Genomic DNA, 23,391 nt, shown 5'->3' on the forward strand with positions numbered 1-23,391 from the left:
AGCGTATCGATGAAATCTGAAGACCAGATGAAGATCGTGCGTCTGCATCAGCAAAATGATTTGCGGATTGAGCAGATGGAGGCGCCGCAAACGGTGTCTGCTGGCGAAGTGCTCATTGGGGTTGAGGCCGTTGGGTTTTGCGGGTCCGATTTGCATTATCACTCGCAAGGCGGCATCGGGACGATCCGCGTGCGCGAGCCGATTATCTTGGGGCATGAAGCCTCGGGCAGGGTGCTGGCATTGGGCGACGGGGTGACGACGGGCGCGGATGGTACGCCGTTGCAAGTGGGCGATCTTGTCGCGCTTAACCCGTCGCATCCTTGCCATGAGTGTCGGTTTTGCAAAGCCGGCACGCCGCATCATTGCACGGCGATGCGGTTCAAAGGGTCCGCGATGTTTTTGCCGCACGAACAAGGGTTTATGCGAAGCCGCCTGTCGATTGAGGCGGCCCAATGTTACAAAATCGCGGAGGGCGTGCCAGCAACGGTAGCGGCCTTGGCCGAACCTCTGGCCGTTTGTCGGCGCGCTGTGACCCGCGCGATGGAGATCGCAGGACCGATCACGGGAAAACGTGTTTTGGTGACCGGAGCCGGGCCTATCGGTGTTCTTTGCGCAGCCCTCGCACGGCATTTCGGGGCACTTGAGGTCGTCGTCACCGATTTGCAAGATGCGCCGCTCGCTGTCGCGGGCGCCCTAGGGGCGACAAAAGTCGTGAATGTCGCGCGCGATGCGGATCGCATGGCGGAGTATAGCGCGGAGAAAGGGCAGTTCGATCTCGTGTTCGAGTGTTCCGCGGCCGAGCCGGCCTTGCGGATGGCGATCAGTGCGACGCGGCCCATGGGGACGATCGTACAGGTTGGCGTGATGGGCGATACGCCTTTGCCGTTCAATATGGTTGTGGCAAAGGAAATCAATCTGATTGGAACGCATCGCTTTGATAAAGAGTTCGGGCAGGCGGTCGCGCTGATCAACGCGTCCGCGCTGGGGGGCGCGGAAGGGTTGGCGCCGATGATCACCCATGTGATGCGTGTCGATCAAGCGGATGAGGCCATTGCGATTGCGTCTGATCGCACGCAGGCAGTGAAAGTTCAGATTAACTTCTGACCGACCAAGCCACCCCAGATTCCTACAATTTTAGGAATTTGGGGTGGGTATTTTCGTTAATAAAATCAATACGATGCGGGTTTTTTTAGGGGCATATTAAGAATGGCTGCAAATTTCCAATCGCCCTTTGTGAATTGGTAACGCGGCCTTAACCCTAGACGGTCATCTTCGCCTCATGACCCAATCACATCTCGCGCAAGCGCCCGAAATCTCACGTTACTCCAATGCGAGCCTCCTGCTGTGGCGCGAGGCGAAGCTGGGAGTTGTTGTTCAATATGGCCGCGTCAACGGCATAAGCCTCGATGACGAGGCAATGCTTGACTTGGAATGGATCGCTGCAAGCGTAGCGCCTCATTTGGCCAAGATGGAGCCACCAAACAAATGCAAGCGCCCTCGTCCGCGCCTGATCACTTGAGCCGCCAGCCTGAGGGGCTACGCGAAGGACGAGGGCATTTGGCGATCAATCTGCCATGTCGTTTGCGACCGCCTGAGCAAGACGCGGCATTAGATCGGCATCTGCGGCTTGCACGCGACTCCAGTTCGGGATGAACGGCGTTTCCATAGGGTTTTCCAAGAAAAGATTGCCCGCCTCTACGATGTTGCGCGCAAAAAGTTCGACAGTGCGTTCCTCGACGTGACGATCCACGCTCAAACCATTCATTCGTGCGTCGTTATAATACATCTCCATCAAATCCAGCGCACAACGGAAATACGTCGCCTTCAATGTGCGGAAGGTTTCATTCGAGAAAACCACACCATCCGTCGCGAGTTTGCGGAAGATCGCTTTTGAGATATCCGTCGACATGCGCGACAGGCCGGTTGTGGCATCCTCTTCCGAGACAGGCTGGTGTTTGTGGTCGTATCGATCAGAAATGTCGACCTGTGCAACGGCATTGCGCGACAAATTCCGCCAGACTTCCGAGAGAACTCCAATTTCGAGCCCCCAATCTGACGGGATGCGCATATCGGGAACGATCGAAGTTCGCATCGCGAACTCGCCCGCGAGCGGGTAGCGGAACGCGTGGAGGTAATCGATATAATCATGCTGTCCCAACACTTTGGAAAGCGAGATCAAGAGGGGCGTGACCAAAAGGCGTGTGACGCGCCCGTTAAGTTTTCCGTCGGCAATTCTAGGGTAGTAGCCCTTGGAAAACTGATAGGGGAATCCGGGATGAACGACTGGGTAGATCAATCGGACAAGCATATCCCGCGTGTAGGTTTTGATATCACAGTCGTGCAAGGCAATGACTTCGGAGTTCCGTGACGCGAGCGCGTACCCCATGCAATACCAAACATTTCGGCCCTTACCCGGCTCGGTTGGGGAAAGCCCCGCCGCCTGAAGATCGGCGTCGATTGCCCGCAATCGCGCACCGTCGTTCCACAAGACGTCGTGTCGCTGAGGTAAAACGGAGAAATACTGCTTCGCATGGCGGTATTGGTCGGCATCTGCACGGTCTAGACCAATGACGATGTGATTGAGGAACTTCGCGCCTTTGAGCTGCTCGACAATTCCGGCCAAGGCATCGGTCTCCAGTTCGGAGTAGAGCGAAGGAAGGATCAAGGTCGTCCGGCGGGTTTCAGACATGACTTCAAGTTTGCGTTCCAACTCGCGCGGGTCGGTCTGGTTGAGGGAATGCAGCGTTGCTACGCTGCCGTTTTGATGGAAATCGGCCATGAAAGCCTCCTAATCTGTCAAATGTTCGAGGTGGTCGAGCATGAATTTCGCCCACCCCTCGGGGCCCTCACACGGGGCGCGCTGAAAAGCTTGAGTCTTCATGTCCAAGTTATCCGCTTGGGCGGGGTTGGGGATAATTACCCCGATATCGCAAGCGCCCAGCATCGCGAGATCGTTCGGGGCATCGCCCAACGCGATGCTGCGCGCTTGTGGCGCAAGACGCGCCTTGATCGTCGCGATTTGGTCAGCCTTCGTCGCGCCTTTTGAGAGAGTTAAGAACCGCCCGCCTTGTGTTACCGACACTCCTTGCTCTGCCAGTTCTGCAATGAAACGCGCACGCTCAAAAGGAGTTCCCGAAAAAATCCCGGGCTCGGAGAATTGCCGCGCTTTCGCGGCGCGCGCACCCGACACCGACAGGCCCGTCAAGTGTGCCACGCCGGCATCGTCGAGATCATTAAACCCCTCATAAAGGGTGCGCATTGACGGCGTAATACGGTTTAGCGCCGCAATGATATCGGCATAATCACCCGAGGTGGTAGTTTCAGTGTCTAAGGTGTTGTTTTCAGGTAGTAATCCTGCGCCATTCTCGACGATCGCGGGGCAGTGCGAAAAGCCCATTTCCTCGCGCAATGGGGCAATTTCTTGCGCTGTTTTGGACGAGGCGAGGATCAACGGAATATTGCGCCTGCGGAGTGCCTCTAGCGCAGGGCGCGCCGCCTCCCATGAATAGGTATCATGATCGAGTAAGGTTCCGTCGAGATCTGAAAACACGATTAATGCGGGATGAGTGCTCAATGAACGCTCATTTTCGCCAGTCCGTACCGGCAAAGGGCCGGATGTGGGGTCGTTCATGTGACACCTAGATTGCTGATCCAACGCGTTTGATAAGGTGCGAGGGCGATGTCTCCGATTCCGGCGGGAACAGGCTCTCCCGTTAAGAGATCAACCCAATTGCGCCCCTCAATCAAGTTAAGACTTAACGTCGGGAGGGTAACCGGCGCCGCCGTCAGGTTCGAAATCGCGAAGATTGATTGGCTGCGATCGGTTGACTGGCGCCAGATCCCGAACAAGCCATCGTCGAGCTGTAGGGTGAATTGCGTTGCATCGGGGTGGAAGGCTGGCTGTTTGGCGCGAACATTCATAAAATGTTTCAACGTGTTGAGTACAATCGCACGGGCGTTTGACGGGTCGGCCAATTCCTTTTGCAAGGTGGGGTAATCGAGCCTCGCACGGTTGATCGCGCGATTATACCCCATGCGCTCAACGCCCTCGACGTCGTTCGGTGTGGCCAAAAGAGAATGAATATAAATGCCCGGGATGCCTTCCATACCCAAGGCGATTGCTTGCGAACAGATGAAACGGGCGAGCTGATGCGCGTCTTCGCCCTCGACCGTGCCTTTCAGCGCGTCAAAGAGAGCGACGTTCAATTCGTAGGGCTTGCGAGAGCCGTCAGGCAGGCTCCGCAAGCTCACCCGCCCACCAAAGCCTTGCACGGTTTCAATCATTGTCGCCAGCTGTTCATCGGGGATCAATCCCTCCGCGGGACGCAGGCCTATCCCATCATGCGATGCGGTGAAGTTGAAATAGCAGCACCCTGATTGCGCAGGCGGCATCGACATTTGCCACGCCTTCAAATAGCGCGCCGTGCCAAAGAGCAGTGCATGAAGAATGAGCGGCGGGAGCGGGAAATTATAGACGACATGCGCCTCGTTCCGGTTACCGAAATAGCTGAGATTTTCGGCATTCGGAACGTTTGTCTCTGTGATCAGCGTCAGAGGTTCTTTGGAGAAGTCAGATAGGAGCCTGAATAGCCTCACAATTTCATGCGTTTGTCGCAGGTGAATACTGGTCGTCCCGGGCTCTTTCCAAAGAAAGGCAACCGCATCGAGACGCAATGTCCGCACGCCGTGATCAATATGCGCTCGCAAAATTTCGATGAAGGCGAGCAAAACCTCCGGGTTGGAGAAATCGAAATCCACCTGATCATGCGAGAACGTACACCAAAGATGTTTCACGCCCTTTGCGGTTTCCACACGGCGCAACAGGTCGTGCGCGCGCGGACGGACCACCATCGAGAGATCGTCGGAGGGATCTGCTTCGAAGTAGAATTTGTCGTAGGGTTCGTGGCCTTGCAAATAATCCGCGAACCATTGCGACCCCGAGGACCCATGGTTGAGCACCAGATCGGACATCAGCGTAAATTGCTCGGCGATCCGCTCAACATCGGGCCAGTCGCCTAGGGCCGAATTGACCGACAAGTAATCGGTAACGGCGAAGCCATCGTCCGATGTGAAGGGGAAATAGGGAAGGATATGAAGGCCGGTAAATGTGCCCTTCAGATGGGTTTGAGCAAAATCACGCAGCAGATCCAGAGGCTTATGCGTGCCGTCCTCAATCGTGTTGCCATACGTGATGACATAGGCGCTGCGTTGATCCCAAGGGGGGCGATCCAAGGCGCGCGCGCGGCCTCTCGGCGTATGAGGCTGCGGCCAAAACGCGCGCAGCACACGTTCAACGAGCGCCTCTTGGTCGGCCTCAGGATAAAGCGATGCCATGTAAAGGCCGACGCCATCGCGGAGCTTTTTGGGAAAAGATACTGGGTCGGGCGCTTGAACAACTGGGTTTGTCATAGAAACAGCCTGCGATCGTCGTACAAATCCATCAAGAATTGGGCGGAGCACGGTGGTTATTTCCGCTCAATAGGATGCTATGATGTCTGAAATTTACTCGTCTCGCCTGATTATTGGTCAGAATATGGACGAAATTTCGAGATCTAAAATTGACATTCAAAAGACCTATTTAGGCGCGCGGCCTGCCAACAGCCGGTCGCGCAGCGTGGCAACCTCGGGGCGGAGTATGCCGGCGGGCGTGATCACAACGTAATCTTCGCCACTGCGCATCCCGTGTGGGTTTGCGGGGCGCAAGCGACCGTCGCGAAGCTCTGCCTGCACGAGAATTTCCGGAACAATCGCCACGCCCATCCCCGCGACGGCCATATCAATCACCATATCGAAGTGATCCGCGCGCGCCCCGCGCAGAACTTGGCGCGGATCGATCTTCGATGCAGCAAACCAATCGAGCCACAGCGTTGGCCGCGTCGATTGTTGCAACAGCGGCAGGGTTAGGAGATCGATCTCGAGCGGCTCCATGTCGTGCCCGATGAGGGACGGCGCGGCGACAGTGATGAGCGTCTCCGTTACCAGAAGATCACTTTGAGCGCCCGCAGGCTCATGCGTTTTGCGCATGACCGCAATATCCAGCGCATCTCGTATAAAATCAATCCGCCCCAATCTGACTTGCAGATCCACCGTCATCATCGGGTGGTGAAGGGCGAAATCAGTCAACCGTGGCATCAGCCACCTGCGCCCGAAAGACGGGAGTGTTGCGATCCGGATCACCGAGGTTTCGCCACCAAAGGCCATGATACCCATGGAGGTTTCTTCAAGTGATTGCAGAATTTCAATCGCTTTGGGCAGAAATGCCGCGCCTGCGGGGGCGAGTGAGAGGCGTTGCCGCGCGCGGCGAAACAATGCAACGCCGAGCCTGCTTTCGAGGGAAGCCACGGCGCGGCTGATCGCGCTTTGCGTTAGATTTAGATCTTGGGCGGCGAGGGTCGTCGTGCCAAGCTTGGCGCAGACAACAAAGGCCTGAAGCTCTCCGAGTTTGGGGATATGCGCTTTTCTCATCACCGTCCTATGCGTTTTTCTCATAATATTCGCGCAATTTGTTGTTGGGCAAGCGCGATGATTGACGCTACCCTAGCCCAAAGCGAAAGGAACGTCCGATGGCTGCGACAGATCGCCCCGAATTGAGCCCGTTTGACTGGCAAGACCCGCTCCGCTTGGCTGGACAGTTGACGGACGAGGAGCGGATGATGTCGGCATCCGCGCGGGCTTTCGCTGCGACGCATCTCGCGCCGGGGGTGGGGGATGCGTTCTTGTACGAGACCACCGATCCCGATCTGTTTGGCAAAATGGGGGCGCAAGGGCTCCTGGGGATCACCGTTCCAGAATCTTACGGTGGGCTCGGGGCTGGGTATGTCACTTACGGGCTTGTCGCGCGTGAAATCGAGCGGGTGGATAGCGGCTATCGATCAATGATGTCGGTGCAAAGCTCGCTCGTCATATACCCGATTTACGCTTACGGAAGCGAGGCGCAGCGCCAAAAATACCTGCCCAAGCTCATCTCGGGCGAATGGATCGGGTGTTTCGGCCTGACCGAACCCGAGGCAGGGTCCGATCCGGCGGGGATGAGAACCCGCGCGACGAAGATCGATGGCGGGTATCGCATCACGGGCTCCAAAATGTGGATTTCGAACGCGCCGATTGCCGATGTTTTTGTTGTCTGGGCAAAATCGGATGCGCATGGCGGTGCGATCAAGGGTTTCATTCTGGAGAAAGGAATGAAGGGGCTGAGCGCGCCAAAAATCGAAGGGAAGCTATCGCTCCGCGCGTCGATCACCGGCGAGATCTCAATGGTGGATGTTGAGGTCGGCGAGGAGGCGATCTTGCCGGAGGTCTCAGGTCTCAAGGGGCCGTTCGGGTGTTTGAACCGCGCGCGATATGGCATTGCGTGGGGTGTGATGGGGGCCGCCGAGGACTGTTGGCTCGCGGCACGCGATTACGGTATGGATCGCAAGCAGTTCGGCAAGCCTTTGGCAGGGACGCAGCTGTTCCAGAAAAAGCTTGCCGATGCGCAAACCGAGATTGCTTTGGGGCTGCAAGCGGCATTGCAAGTCGGCCGTTTGATGGACCAAGGCGCTGCCGCACCTGAGATGATCTCATTGATAAAGCGAAACAATTGCGGCAAGGCGTTGGACATCGCGCGCGCGGCGCGTGACATGCATGGCGGCAATGGTATCCAAGCCGCTTACCACGTGATGCGCCACGCGATGAATTTGGAAACAGTGAACACTTATGAGGGCACGCATGATGTTCATGCGTTGATTTTGGGGCGCGCGCAGACGGGCCTTCAGGCGTTCTTCTGAGGTAATTGAAAAACGCCACGACTTGACCGCATCCGCACGGCGCGCGACATAGGCATCAAACCTCAGGAGGCAGGCATGATTATCGGTCACATCGGAGTGCGCAAAGGATCAAAAGGTGTTCCTGGAAAGAACTTCAAGTCATTCTGCGGACGACCGCTGATTGATTGGTCGCTCGATCAACTTCTTGAAAATAAACGGATTGATTGCGTCGTCGTCTCAACAGATGATGCCGATATTCTTGCGCATGCGGTCAAGCGCGGGGCGTTTGATATGGGGCTGCGCCCTGATGAGCTTGCGACAGACGCTGCTGGTAAATTCGGCGTATGGAAACATGCTTTGGGGGTCGTTGAGGATAAATGCGGCGCGGCGGAGGTGTTTATAGACATCGATGCGACTTCTCCCATGCGGATCATGGCCGATATTGACGGGGCGCTTGATTTGTTTCTCAAGGAACGCCCCGATATGGTTATGAATGTCGCAGAAGCGGAAAAAAACCCGTATTTCAATTTGTTAGAGGCCGATGCCTCAGGCGCTTTGCACGTCTCCAAATCGCTTCCCGGCGGGGTTGTCGCACGCCAGCAGGCGCCGAAAGTCTTTGAACATGCGGCCGCGACCTATGTGCTTGACCCTGCATATCTCAAGCGCGCGTCCGGCTTGTTTGAGGGGCGCGTCTTGCCGCATATTGTGCCAAGCGAGCGCAGTGTTGATATCGATAGCCCGATCGATTTCAAAATTGCGGAATTTCTAATGTCTGAACGGTTGGCAGGCCGGTAAAACCTAGCCGAGCGGCGCAAGCCGGTCGAGCGCAGCAAGTGTTTTGTCGACGGAGCCTGCATGGGCGTCAAGAAACGCATCGATCTTAGAATTGTTCTTTAATTCAACGCATTGCAGGGCGAGATTGATGTTTTGCATGAAGGTTTCAATGGCCTCATCGAGCGCATCGGGTGTGGTGACATAGGTCACAACACCCGCTGCGATGGCCTCCATCGCGGGGTATTCGATTGTGAAGATTTCGGGCCCAACGATGACGGGCTTCCGCAGCGCGAGTGGCTCGCTAATGTTATGCGCGCCCTTGGGAATAAATCCGCCGCCGACAAGTGCCGCATCGCCGATCGCAAGATAAAAATACATCTCGCCCATTGAATCACCCAGTAAAACATCCGCCTCAAAGGGGGCGGTCAGGGTCAGATCAGGGGCCAATACCTTTGAGCGCCTAACGACGCGCAGGCCGGCGTCCTTCAGCATCGAGGACACCTCATCAAACCGTTCGGGTGCGCGTGGTACATAGATGAAGAGAGGGTTGTAACCCTTTGCAATACATTTCTTTATCGCCGAAATGTAGAGGGCATCCTCGCCCGAAACCACACTCGTCAGAACAAGCACGGGCCTTTTGGGCGCGATCTGTTCGCGTACCGCTTCACCGCGCGCGACAAGATGTGGTGGAATGGGTTGATCAAAGCGGAGCTCACCAGTGATCTCAATGGGATGAACGCCAACCGACGCGAAGCGTTGCCTTTGCAGATCGGATTTCACCAAAGCGCCGGCAAATCCCTGCATGATTTCGCCGCGCAGTCCGCTTCCGGCTTGGTCGCGCGCGTAGCTTTTGGATGGGTATTGTGCGTTGCACATATAAAGCCCGATGCCTGCGCGGCGCGCCGACATGATCATTTTTGGCCAGATTTCCACTTCCATCACGAGGCCTAAGGCCGGGGTGAATGTCTTGAAAAAACGTCTGAAAGCAAAGCCGAATTCGAAGGGAACCCACACAGATCGCAGGCGACCTTCCGCGATTTCCTTTGCGAAAACAGTCTCGGCCTCTTTACGGCCGGCGGGGGTGAAATGGGTGGTGACGATGCGGTCACCGCGGGCCAAAATTGCACGGATCAGCGGCACGGCGGAGCGCATTTCGCCCAAGGACACCGCATGAATCCAAATCGTTCGCGGGCCTGCGGGCCACGGGGCATGGTGGCCAAAGCGTTCGCGCAAATTAGCGCCGTAGGCCGGATCTTTTTTTGCACGTTTGCGCAGGTACAGCAGAACCGCCGGCAGCCCCAGATACCAAAGCGCAGTGTAGCCCGCGAGCGCGAGGCGAAGTCGGGGCGATGGAAACTGGCTCACCTTGCGGCCTCCGGAATCATCTCGACCAAGGCTTGCGCCAGATCGTCGATTGCGGCGCTATTTTCGGCGCAGCAGGCGGCCGCCCTCGCGGCTTGCGCGCTCAGATCGGAGAGAACTGCGCGTGCGATTTCATCTGGGGTCGTGCACTCGCTCGCGGCTCGGTAGGCGCCAAGCATCGCATAATCGTCGCGAAAATTGGTCCAACGGGGGCCATGTAAGATTGCAGCGCCCAATCTCGCGGCCTCCCAAGGATTGTGGCCGTTCACGTCGCCAAAGCTGCCGCCGATCAAAGCGGTGGAGGCGAGGCGATACCACAGGCCCATTTCGCCAAAGCTATCAGCGACAAAGACTTGGTCTTGAAGATCGGGCAGGGTGTTTGCGCTGCGTAGGCTGACGCGAAGACCTGCGGCCTGCGCCGTTTGCGCAACCATCGCCCCGCGTTCGGGATAGCGCGGAACCATCACCAACAGCGCGTCAGGCCTTTGCGTCAGGACGCTCTTATGAGCGCTCAGCGCTATCTGTTCGTCGTCGAAATGCGATGGCCCCACCATCCAGACGCTGCGATCTTTCAGGGCTGCGCGCAGGTCGCGCAGCTTCGCGGGATCGGCGGCAAGCGCCGGCGCGATAAGCTTCAGCGAGGGGTGCGTTTGCACAGGGGCTTGCGCGCCGAGCGCCCGCAGGTGGTCCGCCGTCATCTGGTCTTGCGCGGAGATCAGGCTCAAGCGCGAGAGGACATCGCGGTAGAGCGAGCGGATCTTCCGGCGCTGGTGATAGGAGCTCTCGCCGATGCGCGCATTCACGAGCGCGATCGGTATGCCGCGATCATAGCTTTTGGTGATCAGGTTTGGCCAAATATCCTGTTCGGCCCAGATCGAGAGATCAGGTTTCCAATAATTCAGAAATGGCTGAATAAAGCGGTTCGCATCCAGTGGCAAAAATTGATGCTGCGTCTGCGGCGGGCAGTTTTCGGCAAATACTTTTGCCGAGGCACGTGCGGAGGACGTCACAAGGATGTGGAGATCGGGCCGGATCGATTGCATCGCGGTGATTAAACCCCGCAAGGCCATCACTTCCCCCAGTCCGACGGCGTGCATCCACACAAGTGCGGTGTTCGCCGGTCGCCAACCGCTCGTAACTCCAAGCTTTTCTTGAAACCGGATCGGGTCCTCGCGGCCTTTTTCAACACGTTTAAGTAACAGTCGTGGCGCAAATGGCGCGAGCACGGACGTCGCCGCAAGATAGAGCCGTAGCAAAAATCCGCTGCGCACGGCGGCGGCGGGGACCTGTGCGGCGACGGTTTGACCGTGACGATCAATCAAGATCTTGGAACTCTTTTTGGAGGCCTCGATCCCAGAATGTCGGTGTCGAAATCACTTCGACGAAGCGATCTGCCGCGCGACCTTCTCCAAAAGCGGTATGAGGGGCGAAGCGCTTTCCCCAGTTGCTTTCAATGAATTCTGAAATTCCGGAACTGTCGGATGCTTTTACCGCGCAAATCGACGGCGCCGAGGATCGGTTGGTCTGCCGTGTCCCGATATCGAGGGACGGAATCCCGAGGAATGGCGCTTCGCGAACGCCAGCCGAAGAATTTCCCACCATCATCGCGGCATTTTTCATAAGCTCCGAGAAATGCGCGAAGCGCATCGACGGGATGAGGCGGAACTGATCGGCGGGAAGCGCGCGGATCACGTCGAAAATTGCATCCGATCCGGGATCATTATTTGGGGCGATGAGCACGAAGTTTTTCTTCGACGCTTGCAGTGTCCGGTAGAGATCGGAGGCCTGTTGGCCCATGCTCGCGGCTTCGGAAGTCACGGGATGGAACACCGAAATACCGTAATCCGCCCACGGAATATCATAGCGCTGGCGGACTTCATCCAGCGTTACACCCGAATAGGAGGCATGGAAATCGAGTTCCGGAGAGCCGATAGGGTGAATGTTTTCAAGTGGTTCACCAAGACTCGCGACCCTTTTTCCGGCCTCGATCGAGCTCACAAAGTGATGCGCTGCGAGTTTCGAGTTACAGTGCCGGAAAATTTCGTCAATCGTGCCCGACACCTCGCCGCCCTCGACATGGGCGGAGCGGATGTAATTCGTCGCCGCCACCAGCGCACAGGCCAGGGCTTCGACACGGTCGCCATGCACAACGATCAAATCGGGCGCATGTTCGGTGACGAAATCGGAGAACCCGATCACCGTTTTCGCCAAGATCATATCTTGCGGATCGCCGGGACGCTGGTTGAGAAACTCGTGCACCTGAACGCCGGGCATCCGGTGAACCTCAAGTTTCGTAAGCCCGTAGCGATCCAGCATATGCATGCCGGTCACAAAAAACGACACCGCAAAGCCCGCATCTCGTGCGGCAATGGCAAGGGGTTCGAGCTTGCCAAAATCAGCACGCGTGCCGGTGACGAAAAGGATCTTTTGGGTCATATCGCTACTCATTTTCCGTGCTTAGTTTACTGCGTCGCGCGCCGCATCACAATGCGCCCTTCGAGATCTACGATTTTGTCCGGATACTACGCCTAAGCACTTGCGCTTAAATCTATTTTTTGGCGCGGCCCGACAAATCTTTGGCGCAAAGCGTCAGTGTCCGCAATCCCGTGACGTGCGAGAAATTCGATTGCTGACACATCTTGCATCACGTTGCTTTCGATCAGGGTGGCCTTGCGTTCAACCGCCCCGCGGCGCTGTGCTTCCGTCACGCCGGATACGGCCCCGCCTTAAATCTTGGCTTCTGTCTCCGCTTTGGAGCGCAGATAGTAATGATTTACGGTGAGGTGCTTGAATGTCACGAAGGCTTCGTTTCGGAACTTGTTGCTCGTCGTCTTTCCTTCGGTGTTCATGGTGCGAGACCCATGATCCCTCGTATGGAATTTATGCGGGGACACTTGCGTCACCTCGCAAGGATCGACGATGCATTTCCATCGCAAGAGCGGACCGATCGTTTTTGGCGCCCGCTGTGTGTAAGCGAAGGGCATTGCCTCGCGCGGCGGTGTTTCATGGCCATTATGCCCGAACATGACCCAAGGTAGCGAAATATTCGGAGCGTCGTTGAGTGTTGCAAGCGCGGCCTCAATGGTATCGCACTCTTGCGGGACGAGAAACTCGTCGACATCTATGAACGCCATGCGTGAGAATTTTCCGCCAAACGTGCAGATCGCATGAACATAGGCCAGTGACTGACGCGGGAGCATCATTGGCGTGCGCGCCGTCTGGGCGGTGATTTGCCAGGGTATGACAGTCACCGGACATCCGGTGAAGGATCGCGCGATCTGCGCCATCGCATCTGTGGACATATTGTCGTATAAAATGATTTCAGACACGCCGGCGAGGGCATGAAAACTCAGCCAATCGAGAATATGCTCGGCCTCATTCTTCGCGATGACGACAATGGCTAGGCCTTTGCGATCCGGTGCGGGGTGCGGCGGAGTTATATCAATTCGATCCGCGCGGCGAAGTTTTCGTCGGAATAAACGCAGCATATTTAAACGGTAACTCCCGACACAGGTGCCCAGATCGGGCTGATTGACGCCGATGACAGGCGATCTGCGATCTTGGCGCATTCCGCGGCGAAGGCTTGATCCGACACTGTCGGGTCGTTGACGCGCGGATAGTATGTTTGCGTCAGAAAACGCAGGTAAACATCGCGATTTTCAGCGGAAAACGTGAGTGTTTGGGGATGTTTGAAGTGGGTTGCAAGGGCTTCGGTATCGGCAGCATGATGCGCGATCGTCTCGATAGCCCAGAAGCATTCGCCGCAAGCGATCACCGGTTTTTCAAGCAGCATCGCTTCCAGCCCGACCGAAGAGTTCACCGTCACGACCGCTTGCGCGGCGCGGACCTGCGCGAAAGTATCGGTCGTATTATCTAAGATCACGCGGGTTCCCGCACAAAGCCGCGTGAGGCCGTCCGTCGCGGTTTGAGGCGCGCTGGGATGTTCTTTAATCCGGATGTGCCAACCTTCGGGCAACGCGGAGCTGGCCGCGATTAACCCTTCGACAAACTGCGTTACAGTTCGGTAAGCACCGCCGAAAATACGCAGCTGGCTGTCGCCGGGGTACTGGAGGGGCGCAAACAGAAACGGGCCTTCAGCAAGCGGATTGGGGGGCGGATTTATGTCGGCCTTGGCGCGGGGTTTATGTGCGGCACGTTGGGTGATCTCTTGCCCGATCTGGCGCCAAGATTTGACGCCCTCATCGGCGGGCGTGTCTTGCGACCATTTCACGTAGGGGTCGATTGCGCGCGGCAAGCCGTTGAGAAAGTTGACCCCCTTCGGATCCGCGGTCAACGTGCCGCGGAACGGCCCGAGTTCCAAAAACAGGCATTTCGCCCCCGCGTCCTTAGCGGCCTGCATAAAGACATATCGAGGCCCCGCGGTCGCGTTCCACGCCACTGCGATGTGGCGTGGATGGGTCTCGAAATATCGCCGCGCGCCATTGTATTGCCAAGCCAGCAACTTGAGCTTGAGGGAGCGTTTTACCCCGTCGCTCGCCGGATCTGTTCCACGCAGATAGGCTTCGGACGCGCGCTGCGATGTCTCCGCGTAAGCACGCCACCCGAGGGGCGGCATGTTAAGCCAGAGAGGCTCACCAAGTTGCGACAGGATACGACCGATCAGTGGGCGTTTTGACCGGCGTTCTTCGAGGCAAACAAAGGTTTCTTGGGCAGCGATCACTTTAAATCAGACCACTTCAACTGAGTATTCCGCGTGAGCGCGCGTGTCGTCGTTTTGCCCACGACCTTATCGAAATCATATCCGGCAATTTCGCCCGAACCGGGGCGGCGCGCCCAGATATCGGCTTCTGTGATCACATGACCGGCAGGGAGATCCGCATCTGCAACGACGGACGCACGCGCGAATTTGTAAACCGGCTCCTCGGCTTCGGTGCGCTGTTTGGGATTGTTCGCTGCGATCCAGATTTCTTTTGAGCGATCAACGATATGGCGCAGTTCCGCAGGGTCCATCGAATTGATGATGTCCGGCCCGATGCGGTAGCGCGTATCGGTGTAGTGACGCTCCAATATGCAGGCGCCCAGCGCGACGGAGGCAAGCGCCATATCCGGCCCGATCGAGTGATCGGAAAATCCGACGGGCACGCCGGGGAAGGCGTTGCGCAATTCTGTCACGCCTTTGAGCGAGACGATTTCGGGGGGGCTTGGGTAGAGATTTGTGCATTCCAACAGGGCAAAATCGATCCCCGATGTCGACAAGATCTCAACGCTCGCGCGCAAGGTCTCGATGCTTTGCATACCGGTTGACATGATCACCGGCTTACCGAACCGCGAGATATGGCGGATCAGCGGCAGGTTATCGCATTCGCCCGAGCCGATTTTATAGCCCACGACGCCGATGCTTTCCAAGAAATCCGCCGCCGCGCGCGAAAACGGCGTGGACAGGTAAATCATCCCGAGGCTCTCGGTGTATTTTTTCAACTCGACTTCATCATCTTGCGAGAGCGCGCAGCGGGCCATCACCTCCCAGATCGACACATCCGCGTTGGGCGGGAAAATCTGCTTTGCCTCATCCGTCATCTCGTCTTCCAAGATGTGGGTTTGATGCTTGACGCATTCACAACCCGCCCCCGCCGCCAGCCGCACCATCTCTTTGGCGACGTCGAGCGATCCGCCGTGGTTGATGCCGATCTCTGCAATAACGAGCGGTGGTTGGTCGTAACCGATTGTGCGAGTGCCGAGTTTCATGACGGGTTCCTTGACATTTGAGGCGCGATTTTGCCTCGTTGCGCTCTCGGTCTCGCCCAGCGCGGAGCAACTGTCAATGTTACTCGCGGTGGGAGGGGGCAAGGGTAACGGCGCAGTGAAGCGCATGTGACAAGCGCGTGAGGGCGGTCGGCGCAGATGTAACGCTTGCCTCAGAGGATAACGCTGCGTAAAAATACGAGCGTGGCCGGTGGGAATTCGGTTCGGTGTTAAGGGGGAATTTTTATGTGTTTTATGTGTGAAATGGCGCAACGCAAAATCGCGGCCTGCGGGTCGCCGATTGATGCGACCTATTCCCCCGAGGAGGTTGTGGCCGAGGTTTCAACGGGCATAGACGTCAGCACGGGCGAGATCTACGCCGCCCGTTTTGAGACGGGCGATGCACGGGGCGATACCGCGACCACCGCGACAATGTCCGCTGGCGATACGTTCCAAGGTGTGCTCTCGTCCGCGGGGGACCGAGACTGTTGGAGTGCCCCCACTGAAGTGGTCCACCAACTGGGATAGTATTATCCCATTTTCAGGAGGACCAAGAGATGGCTGGAAAGCGAGACAAACCCGAAGAGATTGTGTTGAAGCTGCGGCAGGTTGAAGTGCTGCAAGGACAAGGCAGCTCGATCGCAGACGCGGTCAGACAGATCGGCGTAACGCAGCAGACCTATTACCGATGGCGCAAAGAGCGAGCCTTGTCCTCCATTGGTCCGAGGACAATGGCGAGCGTGGCATGAGCCGAGATCAGTTGAAGCGGCTGAAGGAGTTGGAGACTGAGAATACCCGGCTGCGACGTCCGGTATCGGATCTGACGCTGGACAAGATGATCCTGACTGAGGCGGCCCGGGGAAACTTCTAAGCCCTTCCCGCCGCCCATTGCCCGACAGGCGATTGCGAAGCAATCTGCCGAGAGGGGGCGATGTATCGATCATGTGCGGCAAACCCTCAGCGTATCCGAGCGCCGGATTTGCCGCACATTGGGGCAGCATCGCTCGACGCAGCGCAAGGTGCCCGCTGGTCTGCCGGACCAATAGCGGCTGACTGAGGGCATCATCGAGCTGACGCAAGAGTTCGGGCGTTATGGATATCGCATGATTACCGGGATGCTGAACAACAGCGGCTGACATGGGAATTACAAGCGTGTTGAACGGATCTGGCGACGGGAAGAGCTGAACGTCCCACAAAAACAACCCAAGAAGGGACGGCTTTGGCTGAACGACGGGTCGTGCTTCCGACTGCGACCGGAGCGTCCGAGCCATGTCTCCCTCTCGACGATGTGAACATCGTCTGTCGGGCAACGGGATCCTATGACTTTGTTCAGGACCGAACCCATGACGGGCGAATCTTCCGCACGCTTAACATCATCGATGCGCTGCCCGGCAGGCTTTTGCGCAGCAAATGCCAATAGGGAGTTTACCACGGAAGCGCTGGTGATGCGTGTGAAACGCGGACTCAATTCCGTCGAAGTGGTCGACGCCTTGACCGACTTGTTCATCCTGCGCGGCCCACCAGAATACATAAGATCTGACCATGGCGCGGAATTTATTGCCAAGAAGGTGTGCGCCTGGATCGACGCAGTAGGCGCTAAAACAGCCTTCATTGCGCCCGGCTCACCGTGGGAAAATGGCTACTGCGAAAGCTTCAACGCCCGCCTCCGGGACGAACTTCTGAACGGTAAGGTCTTCTACACGCTACGCGAGGCACAGATCCTGATCGAGAGATGGCGTCGCCACTACAACACGGTCAAGCCACACAGTGCTCTGGGATATCGTCCACCGGCGCCCGACAGCATCGTCCCGATAGACCAGAGGCCGACCGTGCACTAACATTTACATCGGACCACTCAGTGTGGTCAGACCATACGGACAAGAGGGCAACGATACCCTCTTCGGGCAGGACGGGGACGACGCCTTAACCGGAGACGCGGGCGAGGATGTTTTGGATGGTGGAGCTGGCGCGGATCGGCTGATCGGCGGGCTCGGCGCCGATACTTTGCGGGGCGGAGCGGGGAGTGATTCACTCTACGGCGGCGAGCAAAACGACAGTCTGGCGGGGGGCACGGAGGGCGATCTGCTGGTAGGGGACAGTGGAGACGACATCCTGTGGGGCGACGATGGCAACGATACACTCTACGGCGGCTTGGAGAGTGATACGCTTATAGGCGGCGCTGGAAGAGATATTTTATACGGCGGAGCGGGGGCGGATGTGTTTGTGTTCCTCGGGGCCAGCGACTCGCCCGCACAGGGGGCGGGAGATTATGTTGCCGACTTCACCACAGGCATCGATCTGATCGATCTGCGCGCGCTGACGCTTCACTGGGTTGCGGGGGCGGCATTTGCACAGGGTGACACGAACGCCCTGCGCTATCAGGTCGTCGATGGTATTGGCCTGTTGCAAGCCGATCTCAACGGGGACCGGATCGCGGATTTCGAGATCTTCTTTGAGGGTGGGCCAAGCCTCGGCATCAGCGATTTTCTTCTTTAACCCGTGGCGCGCCTGCATTCTTTGCGGACTGATTTCGAGATGTCGAATCCGTGAATTGACCGGATCAAGAGAATCGCTAAAAGCTGGAAAAAACAATAAATTGAGCAGTCAAAATGGCACCCATTACCTACCATAACCGCCTCGGCGGATTTGATTTTCTTGGCCTTCGAAAAGGCCGGAGCGGCGCGATGGAAATCGTGTATGATGACGGCGTTAAACGGCGGATCGTTTGGCGCGTGATTGGCGAGGCGAATATGGCGCATATCGATGCCGCTCTCTCGCGCGCAATGTCACAAATCCGCGTTCTGCCGGCGCTTTACACCGAACTCAAAAAACGCTCGATCTTGATCGAAGCCGTTCACGGCTGATAGTTTCGGCGCCCCGTTCTTCGGCTTGCCCTTCATGCGCTTGGTGCCTGAGGGGTGAGCCAATCGATAAAAAAAGGGCCGAGCATAACGCCCGGCCAGGAAGAGGTGCCGACAGGGGACTGCGGAACCTTTGACATGTGAGGCTGCGGCCTCAAAATTCTGCGCAGCGGCGCGTTACGCGCGCCAGAACGGCTTGTCCGCCTCATTGCGCATCTCGTGATTGGCCAGTCCGATATCGGCAAGTTGGCTTTCATCAAGCTTCAAAAGATCACTGCGCATTTTTCGACGCGCGGACCAAGTTACGACCAGCTTCGCAACCGTCCGCAGACCAAACTGCGCAGTGGCGCGGCGGGCGGGGCGAGGAAGCGATAAGGTCGTCATGGTGTCACCTTTTGCGTTGATACAATCATCTGTTATCTGATATGTGAAGCAATACAATCGGTGCACAATCAGGTCTAGGAAAACATTGTGGCAGGTACAAATTGGCCGGATCTTTTCGCCTCGGCGTTTGAGGAAGGCGCGGGGCCGAAATATTTGACGATGGCGCGCGTCCTGCGCGAGGCGATCTCGATGGGGAAGCTTGAACCCGGTGTTCGCTTGCTGCCCGTGCGTGAATTGGCGTGGCAACTTAAAATTACGCCGGGCACGGTTGCGCGCGCTTATCAAATCGTCACGCAAGAGGGTTTGCTTGAGGCTGTTGTCGGCCGCGGAACCTTTGTTGCCCGCAGTCAGCCGCGATTGGGCCCCACGCAGCCCTTATACGAAGACCGCTTGCCCGATTTCGACCGCGTGCGCGATCGGGATGCGGCCTCCGGTCCGGTCGATTTGCGATCCCCGCAATTACCCAATCTTGGCCAGCTCGAGTCTATCTCCGCCATTCTAAACGATGTTTCAAAACAACTCGGTCCAGAATATCTGCATTATCCCGACATGAGACGAGATCGTCCCGCGCGAGAGGCGGTGGTTCAATGGCTTGGTGGGCGGACGACGTCGCGCGCGGATGCAGATGATATCGTCCTGACAAATGGCGGGCAAAACGGGATTCATCTCGTTTTCTCCTGCTGTCTGCGCGGGGAGCGTCCCGTCGTGTTGACGGAGGAGCTTAGCTATCCAGGATTTCGCCACGCGGCGCGTTTGATGCGCGCCGAGGTCGTCGGCGTGCCAATCGACGCGGAAGGCCTGCGGGCGGATGCGCTGGAATTGGCGTGTCGTCGCTTGAACGCGCAGGTTCTGTGCCTGACAACCGAGGCGCAAAACCCCACAACAGCGCGGATGTCAGCGCGGCGCAGAGAGGAAATTGTACGGGTCGCGCGGGGGCACAATCTTCAAATCTTGGAAGATGATTGCTACGAAACGCCGGACAACTCGATTGTACCGATACGCCATCTGGCGCCCGAGCGAACATGGCAAATTGTATCGCTTTCCAAGACCATTTCGGCCGGACTTCGGTTCGGCGCCGTAGTTTGCCCCACGGGCATGGGCGAGACGGGCCGCCTTGCGGCGCAGCATAGCTTCTTTGGTGTCTCGCGTTTGGTGGTTGACGTCGCGGAGCGGATGATCCGGTCGGGTGAGGTGGAGCGCCTGTCTGCGATGGTTCACGCCGAGATGGGGCGGCGCCTGATGCTGGTGGTCGAGGCATTCAACGGCTTTGAAGTGTTCTGGCAGCACGGGCTGTCGTTCTTGTGGCTCAAGCTTCCGCTTGGCTGGCGGGCGTCGACCTTTGCGCGGATGGCAGAGAGCGAAGGTATTTTGGTGCGCTCGGCGGATGAATATGCGCTGCACGATGCGGCGGCGCCAAATGCTGTGCGCATCGCGATCGCGGGAGGGATTTCGCAAGAGCGGTTCGAGGCGGCATTGGCGCGCTTGGCGCATCTGTTGCGCAACCCGCCTGATGACCTGCCTGTCTAACCGCCTAAATTCAACGCGCCGCCGCCTTATTTTATAGCGGCGCGTCTGTCCTGCGCGCGCCATTGCCCAAGCGGCGCGCGCTTCCCCCCTTTTCACCGCCCAAACTCTATGCGTAGGGTGGGGAAATTGGCTACGCACGGGGATCGAATTGCGACAGATTTGGGAACGGATCAGGCGGTCCGAGGCATTTGGCGGCTATGCTTTGGTGTCTCCGACGGCGTCCTACGCGATGCTGATGCTCGCCGCGCCATTGTTAACAATTCTCGCCTATTCGTTTTTCAAAGACGGATATCTGACGATCGTGCGCGAGGTTACGTTCGAGAATTACATCGCAACGTGGTCCGATCCGATCTTCCGCGCGATTTTATTACGCTCGCTCTTGGTTTCGGCATTGGTGACGTTTATCACCGTCGCGCTTGCGTTTCCGGTCGCCTACTTCCTCTCCTTCGTCGTGAAATCAGAGCATAAATCGCGTTGGTTGTTCCTTATTACCATCCCGTTTTGGACGTCCTATCTCATCCGGGTTTTCCTTTGGAAAGTCATTTTGGGGTATAACGGGGTTCTGAACTTCGGCTTGGAAGGTCTTGGGATCATTGATGATCCTTTGCGTATGCTCAACACGGTCGGCGCGATTGCGGTGACCTTGGCCCATGCTTATGCGCCCTTCGCGATCTTGCCGATTTTTGTCAGCCTTGAGAAAATTGACCGCTCGCTGCTCGAGGCAGGTCAGGATTTGGGGGAAAGCAAGCTGCGCACCTTTATGCGAGTGACCCTGCCGCTCGCGATGCCGGGGGTGGTTGGCGCGGTTTTGATCGTCTTCATCCCGACAATCGGGGATTACGTGACGCCGGAACTGATCGGTGGAGGGAAATTGCCTATGGTTGCCAATATGATCCAGGCGCAGATGCTGCCGCTGGATAACAAACCGATGGGCTCGGCGATTGCCGTCTCCGCGATGGTGGTGGTTGCGTTGGTGTCAGTGGTGTTCCTTGCGCTCAACGCGCGCTACTTGCGGGGGCGCAAATGAAGTTCATTCGCACGCTTCCCGCGCTCAAGGTTTATACGCTGGTTTACCTGCTGTTCCTCTACGCGCCGATTTTGCTTTTGCCGATGTTTGCGTTCAACGAGGGGACGATCATTGCGTTTCCCCTCAAGGGTTTCACGACCGATTGGTTCGCGCAGATGTTCGCGAATGATACATTGGGCCGCGCCGTCAAAAACTCGATGATCATCGCCCTGTCGACGGCTGTTTTGTCGACGACTTTGGGAATTTTTGCTGCGCGCGCCGCGACGCGTTTCGAGTTTCCGGGGAAGGGCGGGATCATGGGGCTGATCATGCTGCCGCTGGTCTTGCCCGAGATTATCGTTGCGGTATCGCTTTTGGTTGTTCTGCTGGGGATGGGTGTGTCGCTTTCGATTTTCACAGTGATTATGGGGCATGTCTTGATCGCGACGCCCTATGCGATTGTGATCTTGAACACAGCCTTCTCCTCGCTTGATGAAAGCCTTGAGGAAGCGGCTTATGATTTGGGCGAGGGGAAATGGAGCACGTTCCGTCTCGTGACACTGCCGCTCGTGGTGCCGGGGATCATCTCGTCGGTGTTGATTTCCTTCACGATTTCGCTTGATGAATTCATCATTGCGTTCTTCCTAGCCGGCAATGAACCAACCTTGCCGACCTATATTTTCTCGCAACTGCGCTTCCCTAAAGCGATCCCGATGATCATGGCGCTTGGCACATGCCTTGTCGCGCTATCGGTGATTTTGCTAACCATTGCTGAATATTTCCGCCGTCGCGGCATCGCGAAAACCGGCGGGAAGGATACCGGAGGTTTCCTGTGACTGTTCAACCCACCCACACCACCCCAGAGCACGCAGCCGCCAAACCGGCATCGCGCAAGCCGATGATCGAATTCCGCGATGTTCATAAATACTACGGCGAGTATCACGCGCTGCGCGGGGTGACGGCGCAGATCAAAGAGGGCGAGTTTTTCTCGCTGCTTGGGCCATCGGGTTGCGGCAAGACAACGCTTTTGCGCACGATCGCGGGGTTTGAGGGAATCTCGTCTGGCGTGGTTCTGGTCGATGACAAGGATATGGCCCGCGTTCCCGCAAATAAGCGCCCTACAAATATGGTCTTCCAGAGCTATGCGATTTTCCCGCACCTGACGGTTGCGCAGAATGTCGGCTTTGGTCTGCGCCGCGATCCGCGCACGCCCGCCGAAAAGGCCGTGCTGGTCGAGGAAGCGCTCGGCATGGTGGGGCTTGCGGGGTACGGCAACCGTGCCGCGCATGCGCTTTCAGGGGGGCAACGTCAACGTGTCGCGCTCGCCCGCGCGCTGATCTTGAAGCCGAAGGTCCTGCTGCTCGACGAGCCGCTCTCGGCGCTGGATAAGAAAATGCGCGAACAAATGCAGGTCGAATTGATCCGGCTTCAACGTCAGGTTGGGATCACCTTCGTCCTCGTGACCCATGATCAAGAAGAAGCTTTGGTCATGTCAGATCGGATCGCGGTCATGTTTGAGGGCAATATCTCGCAACTCGCAGACCCTGAAACGCTCTACCGCCGTCCCAACTCGCGCAAGGTGGCCGAATTTATCGGGGTCATGAATTTCCTGCCCGCCGATATCAAAGGGGAGACGTCCGACAAAATCCAGCTCGACGTCGCGGGCCTCGGCGCGGTGGAGATCGATCAAGATCAAGCGCCCGCCGCCCCCTCAGGCGCCGGCGCCGTTGTCGGGTTCCGCCCGGAGACGCTGACCATCTTGTTCGACGGGCAGACCGCCACCGACCGTGAAACCGAAGCCTTGATCGAGGAAGTCGTCTATTACGGCGATATGACCTATTATGATGTGCGGCTCGACGGTGTCGCATCGCCCGTGCGGATCTCGATGCGCAACGTCTTTGGGCGTCCCGTCCTTGATATCGGCGCGCGCACGCGGGTGGCGTGGTCGGCGGGCGCGTTGGTGCTGTTTCGCTAAAATCAGGCCTTGCGGTGGCGGCGTGTTCGCCGCCGCAAGCCGATCTTAACTCCG

Annotated in this window: 21 protein-coding genes and 1 pseudogene; 11 read left to right on the forward strand and 11 right to left on the reverse strand. The window is 57.4% G+C overall.

From position 1 onward, the window contains the following. The first annotated feature begins 9 nt into the window (after positions 1-9). Positions 10-1,104, forward strand: a complete 1,095-nt coding sequence (locus SJY32_RS06090; RefSeq protein ID WP_376872870.1) for an L-idonate 5-dehydrogenase — start codon at positions 10-12, stop codon at positions 1,102-1,104. Positions 1,105-1,564: 460 nt separating this feature from the next. On the opposite strand, the gene SJY32_RS06095 is transcribed toward SJY32_RS06090, so the two are convergent. From SJY32_RS06095 to SJY32_RS06110, 4 genes are all read right to left on the reverse strand, one after another. Then, a complete protein-coding gene (locus tag SJY32_RS06095) occupies positions 1,565-2,779 on the reverse strand; it encodes a glycosyl transferase (RefSeq protein WP_376872872.1) in 1,215 nt (404 codons plus the stop codon). Positions 2,780-2,788: 9 nt separating this feature from the next. Then, complete coding sequence (locus SJY32_RS06100) at positions 2,789-3,574, reverse strand: HAD-IIB family hydrolase (RefSeq protein WP_376872874.1); 786 nt, start codon at positions 3,572-3,574, stop codon at positions 2,789-2,791. A gap of 53 nt (positions 3,575-3,627) precedes the next feature. After that, entirely contained in the window at positions 3,628-5,409 is a 1,782-nt protein-coding gene (locus SJY32_RS06105; protein ID WP_376872876.1) for a sugar phosphorylase, read from the reverse strand. 165 nt (positions 5,410-5,574) lie between these two features. Next, on the reverse strand, positions 5,575-6,465 hold the full coding sequence (locus SJY32_RS06110; protein WP_376872879.1) for a LysR family transcriptional regulator: 891 nt from the start codon (positions 6,463-6,465) through the stop codon (positions 5,575-5,577). 98 nt (positions 6,466-6,563) lie between these two features. Here SJY32_RS06110 and SJY32_RS06115 point away from each other — a divergent pair, with 98 nt between their 5' ends. Continuing rightward, positions 6,564-7,766 (forward strand): acyl-CoA dehydrogenase, encoded by a 1,203-nt coding sequence (locus SJY32_RS06115; RefSeq protein WP_376872882.1) that lies wholly within the window; start codon positions 6,564-6,566, stop codon positions 7,764-7,766. 75 nt (positions 7,767-7,841) lie between these two features. Further along, a complete protein-coding gene (locus SJY32_RS06120) occupies positions 7,842-8,540 on the forward strand; it encodes an acylneuraminate cytidylyltransferase family protein (protein WP_376872885.1) in 699 nt (232 codons plus the stop codon). Between the two features lie 3 nt (positions 8,541-8,543). On the opposite strand, the gene SJY32_RS06125 is transcribed toward SJY32_RS06120, so the two are convergent. From SJY32_RS06125 to SJY32_RS06150, 6 genes are all read right to left on the reverse strand, one after another. Beyond that, positions 8,544-9,884 carry a 3-deoxy-D-manno-octulosonic acid transferase gene (locus SJY32_RS06125; RefSeq protein ID WP_376872888.1) on the reverse strand — a complete coding sequence of 447 codons (1,341 nt, stop codon included), beginning with the start codon at positions 9,882-9,884 and terminating at the stop codon, positions 8,544-8,546. Beyond that, the gene (locus SJY32_RS06130; protein WP_376872891.1) at positions 9,881-11,203 is read right to left on the reverse strand and encodes a 3-deoxy-D-manno-octulosonic acid transferase; all 1,323 of its coding nucleotides are present in this window, start codon (positions 11,201-11,203) and stop codon (positions 9,881-9,883) included. The genes SJY32_RS06125 and SJY32_RS06130 overlap by 4 nt, the downstream gene beginning before the upstream one ends. Further along, entirely contained in the window at positions 11,196-12,317 is a 1,122-nt protein-coding gene (gene neuC / locus SJY32_RS06135; RefSeq protein WP_376872894.1) for a UDP-N-acetylglucosamine 2-epimerase, read from the reverse strand. Before neuC ends, SJY32_RS06130 begins: the two co-directional genes overlap by 8 nt. A gap of 290 nt (positions 12,318-12,607) precedes the next feature. Beyond that, complete coding sequence (locus SJY32_RS06140; protein ID WP_376872897.1) at positions 12,608-13,369, reverse strand: glycosyltransferase family 92 protein; 762 nt, start codon at positions 13,367-13,369, stop codon at positions 12,608-12,610. 2 nt (positions 13,370-13,371) lie between these two features. Then, entirely contained in the window at positions 13,372-14,562 is a 1,191-nt protein-coding gene (locus SJY32_RS06145) for a capsular biosynthesis protein (RefSeq protein ID WP_376872900.1), read from the reverse strand. Continuing rightward, positions 14,559-15,587: an N-acetylneuraminate synthase family protein gene (locus tag SJY32_RS06150; RefSeq protein ID WP_376872903.1), complete on the reverse strand. Its 1,029-nt coding sequence runs from the start codon at positions 15,585-15,587 to the stop codon at positions 14,559-14,561. Before SJY32_RS06150 ends, SJY32_RS06145 begins: the two co-directional genes overlap by 4 nt. A 243-nt stretch (positions 15,588-15,830) precedes the next feature. Here SJY32_RS06150 and SJY32_RS06155 point away from each other — a divergent pair, with 243 nt between their 5' ends. The 4 genes and pseudogenes from SJY32_RS06155 to SJY32_RS06170 all read left to right on the forward strand — a co-directional run bounded on the left by SJY32_RS06155 (position 15,831) and on the right by SJY32_RS06170 (position 18,448). Next, complete coding sequence (locus SJY32_RS06155; RefSeq protein WP_376872906.1) at positions 15,831-16,112, forward strand: hypothetical protein; 282 nt, start codon at positions 15,831-15,833, stop codon at positions 16,110-16,112. A 29-nt stretch (positions 16,113-16,141) separates the two neighbouring features. Continuing rightward, positions 16,142-17,422, forward strand: a pseudogene (locus tag SJY32_RS06160) (IS3 family transposase). A 22-nt stretch (positions 17,423-17,444) separates the two neighbouring features. After that, a complete protein-coding gene (locus tag SJY32_RS06165; protein ID WP_376872909.1) occupies positions 17,445-18,080 on the forward strand; it encodes a M10 family metallopeptidase C-terminal domain-containing protein in 636 nt (211 codons plus the stop codon). A gap of 113 nt (positions 18,081-18,193) precedes the next feature. After that, the gene (locus SJY32_RS06170; RefSeq protein WP_376872912.1) at positions 18,194-18,448 is read left to right on the forward strand and encodes a hypothetical protein; all 255 of its coding nucleotides are present in this window, start codon (positions 18,194-18,196) and stop codon (positions 18,446-18,448) included. Positions 18,449-18,622: 174 nt separating this feature from the next. Here the strand turns inward: SJY32_RS06170 and SJY32_RS06175 are convergent, their stop codons facing one another. Then, a complete protein-coding gene (locus tag SJY32_RS06175) occupies positions 18,623-18,829 on the reverse strand; it encodes a DUF1127 domain-containing protein (RefSeq protein ID WP_376872915.1) in 207 nt (68 codons plus the stop codon). Positions 18,830-18,916: 87 nt separating this feature from the next. On the opposite strand from SJY32_RS06175, the gene SJY32_RS06180 reads away from it, so the two are divergent. From SJY32_RS06180 to SJY32_RS06195, 4 genes are all read left to right on the forward strand, one after another. After that, positions 18,917-20,356: a PLP-dependent aminotransferase family protein gene (locus SJY32_RS06180; protein ID WP_376872917.1), complete on the forward strand. Its 1,440-nt coding sequence runs from the start codon at positions 18,917-18,919 to the stop codon at positions 20,354-20,356. 142 nt (positions 20,357-20,498) lie between these two features. Then, entirely contained in the window at positions 20,499-21,383 is an 885-nt protein-coding gene (locus SJY32_RS06185; protein WP_376877612.1) for an ABC transporter permease, read from the forward strand. Next, on the forward strand, positions 21,380-22,198 hold the full coding sequence (locus SJY32_RS06190; protein ID WP_376872919.1) for an ABC transporter permease: 819 nt from the start codon (positions 21,380-21,382) through the stop codon (positions 22,196-22,198). Before SJY32_RS06185 ends, SJY32_RS06190 begins: the two co-directional genes overlap by 4 nt. 62 nt (positions 22,199-22,260) lie before the next feature. Beyond that, positions 22,261-23,337: an ABC transporter ATP-binding protein gene (locus tag SJY32_RS06195; RefSeq protein ID WP_376877615.1), complete on the forward strand. Its 1,077-nt coding sequence runs from the start codon at positions 22,261-22,263 to the stop codon at positions 23,335-23,337. Positions 23,338-23,391 lie beyond the last annotated feature (54 nt).

The organism is Albirhodobacter sp. R86504 (genome assembly GCF_042466415.1).
GTDB lineage: Bacteria > Pseudomonadota > Alphaproteobacteria > Rhodobacterales > Rhodobacteraceae > Albirhodobacter.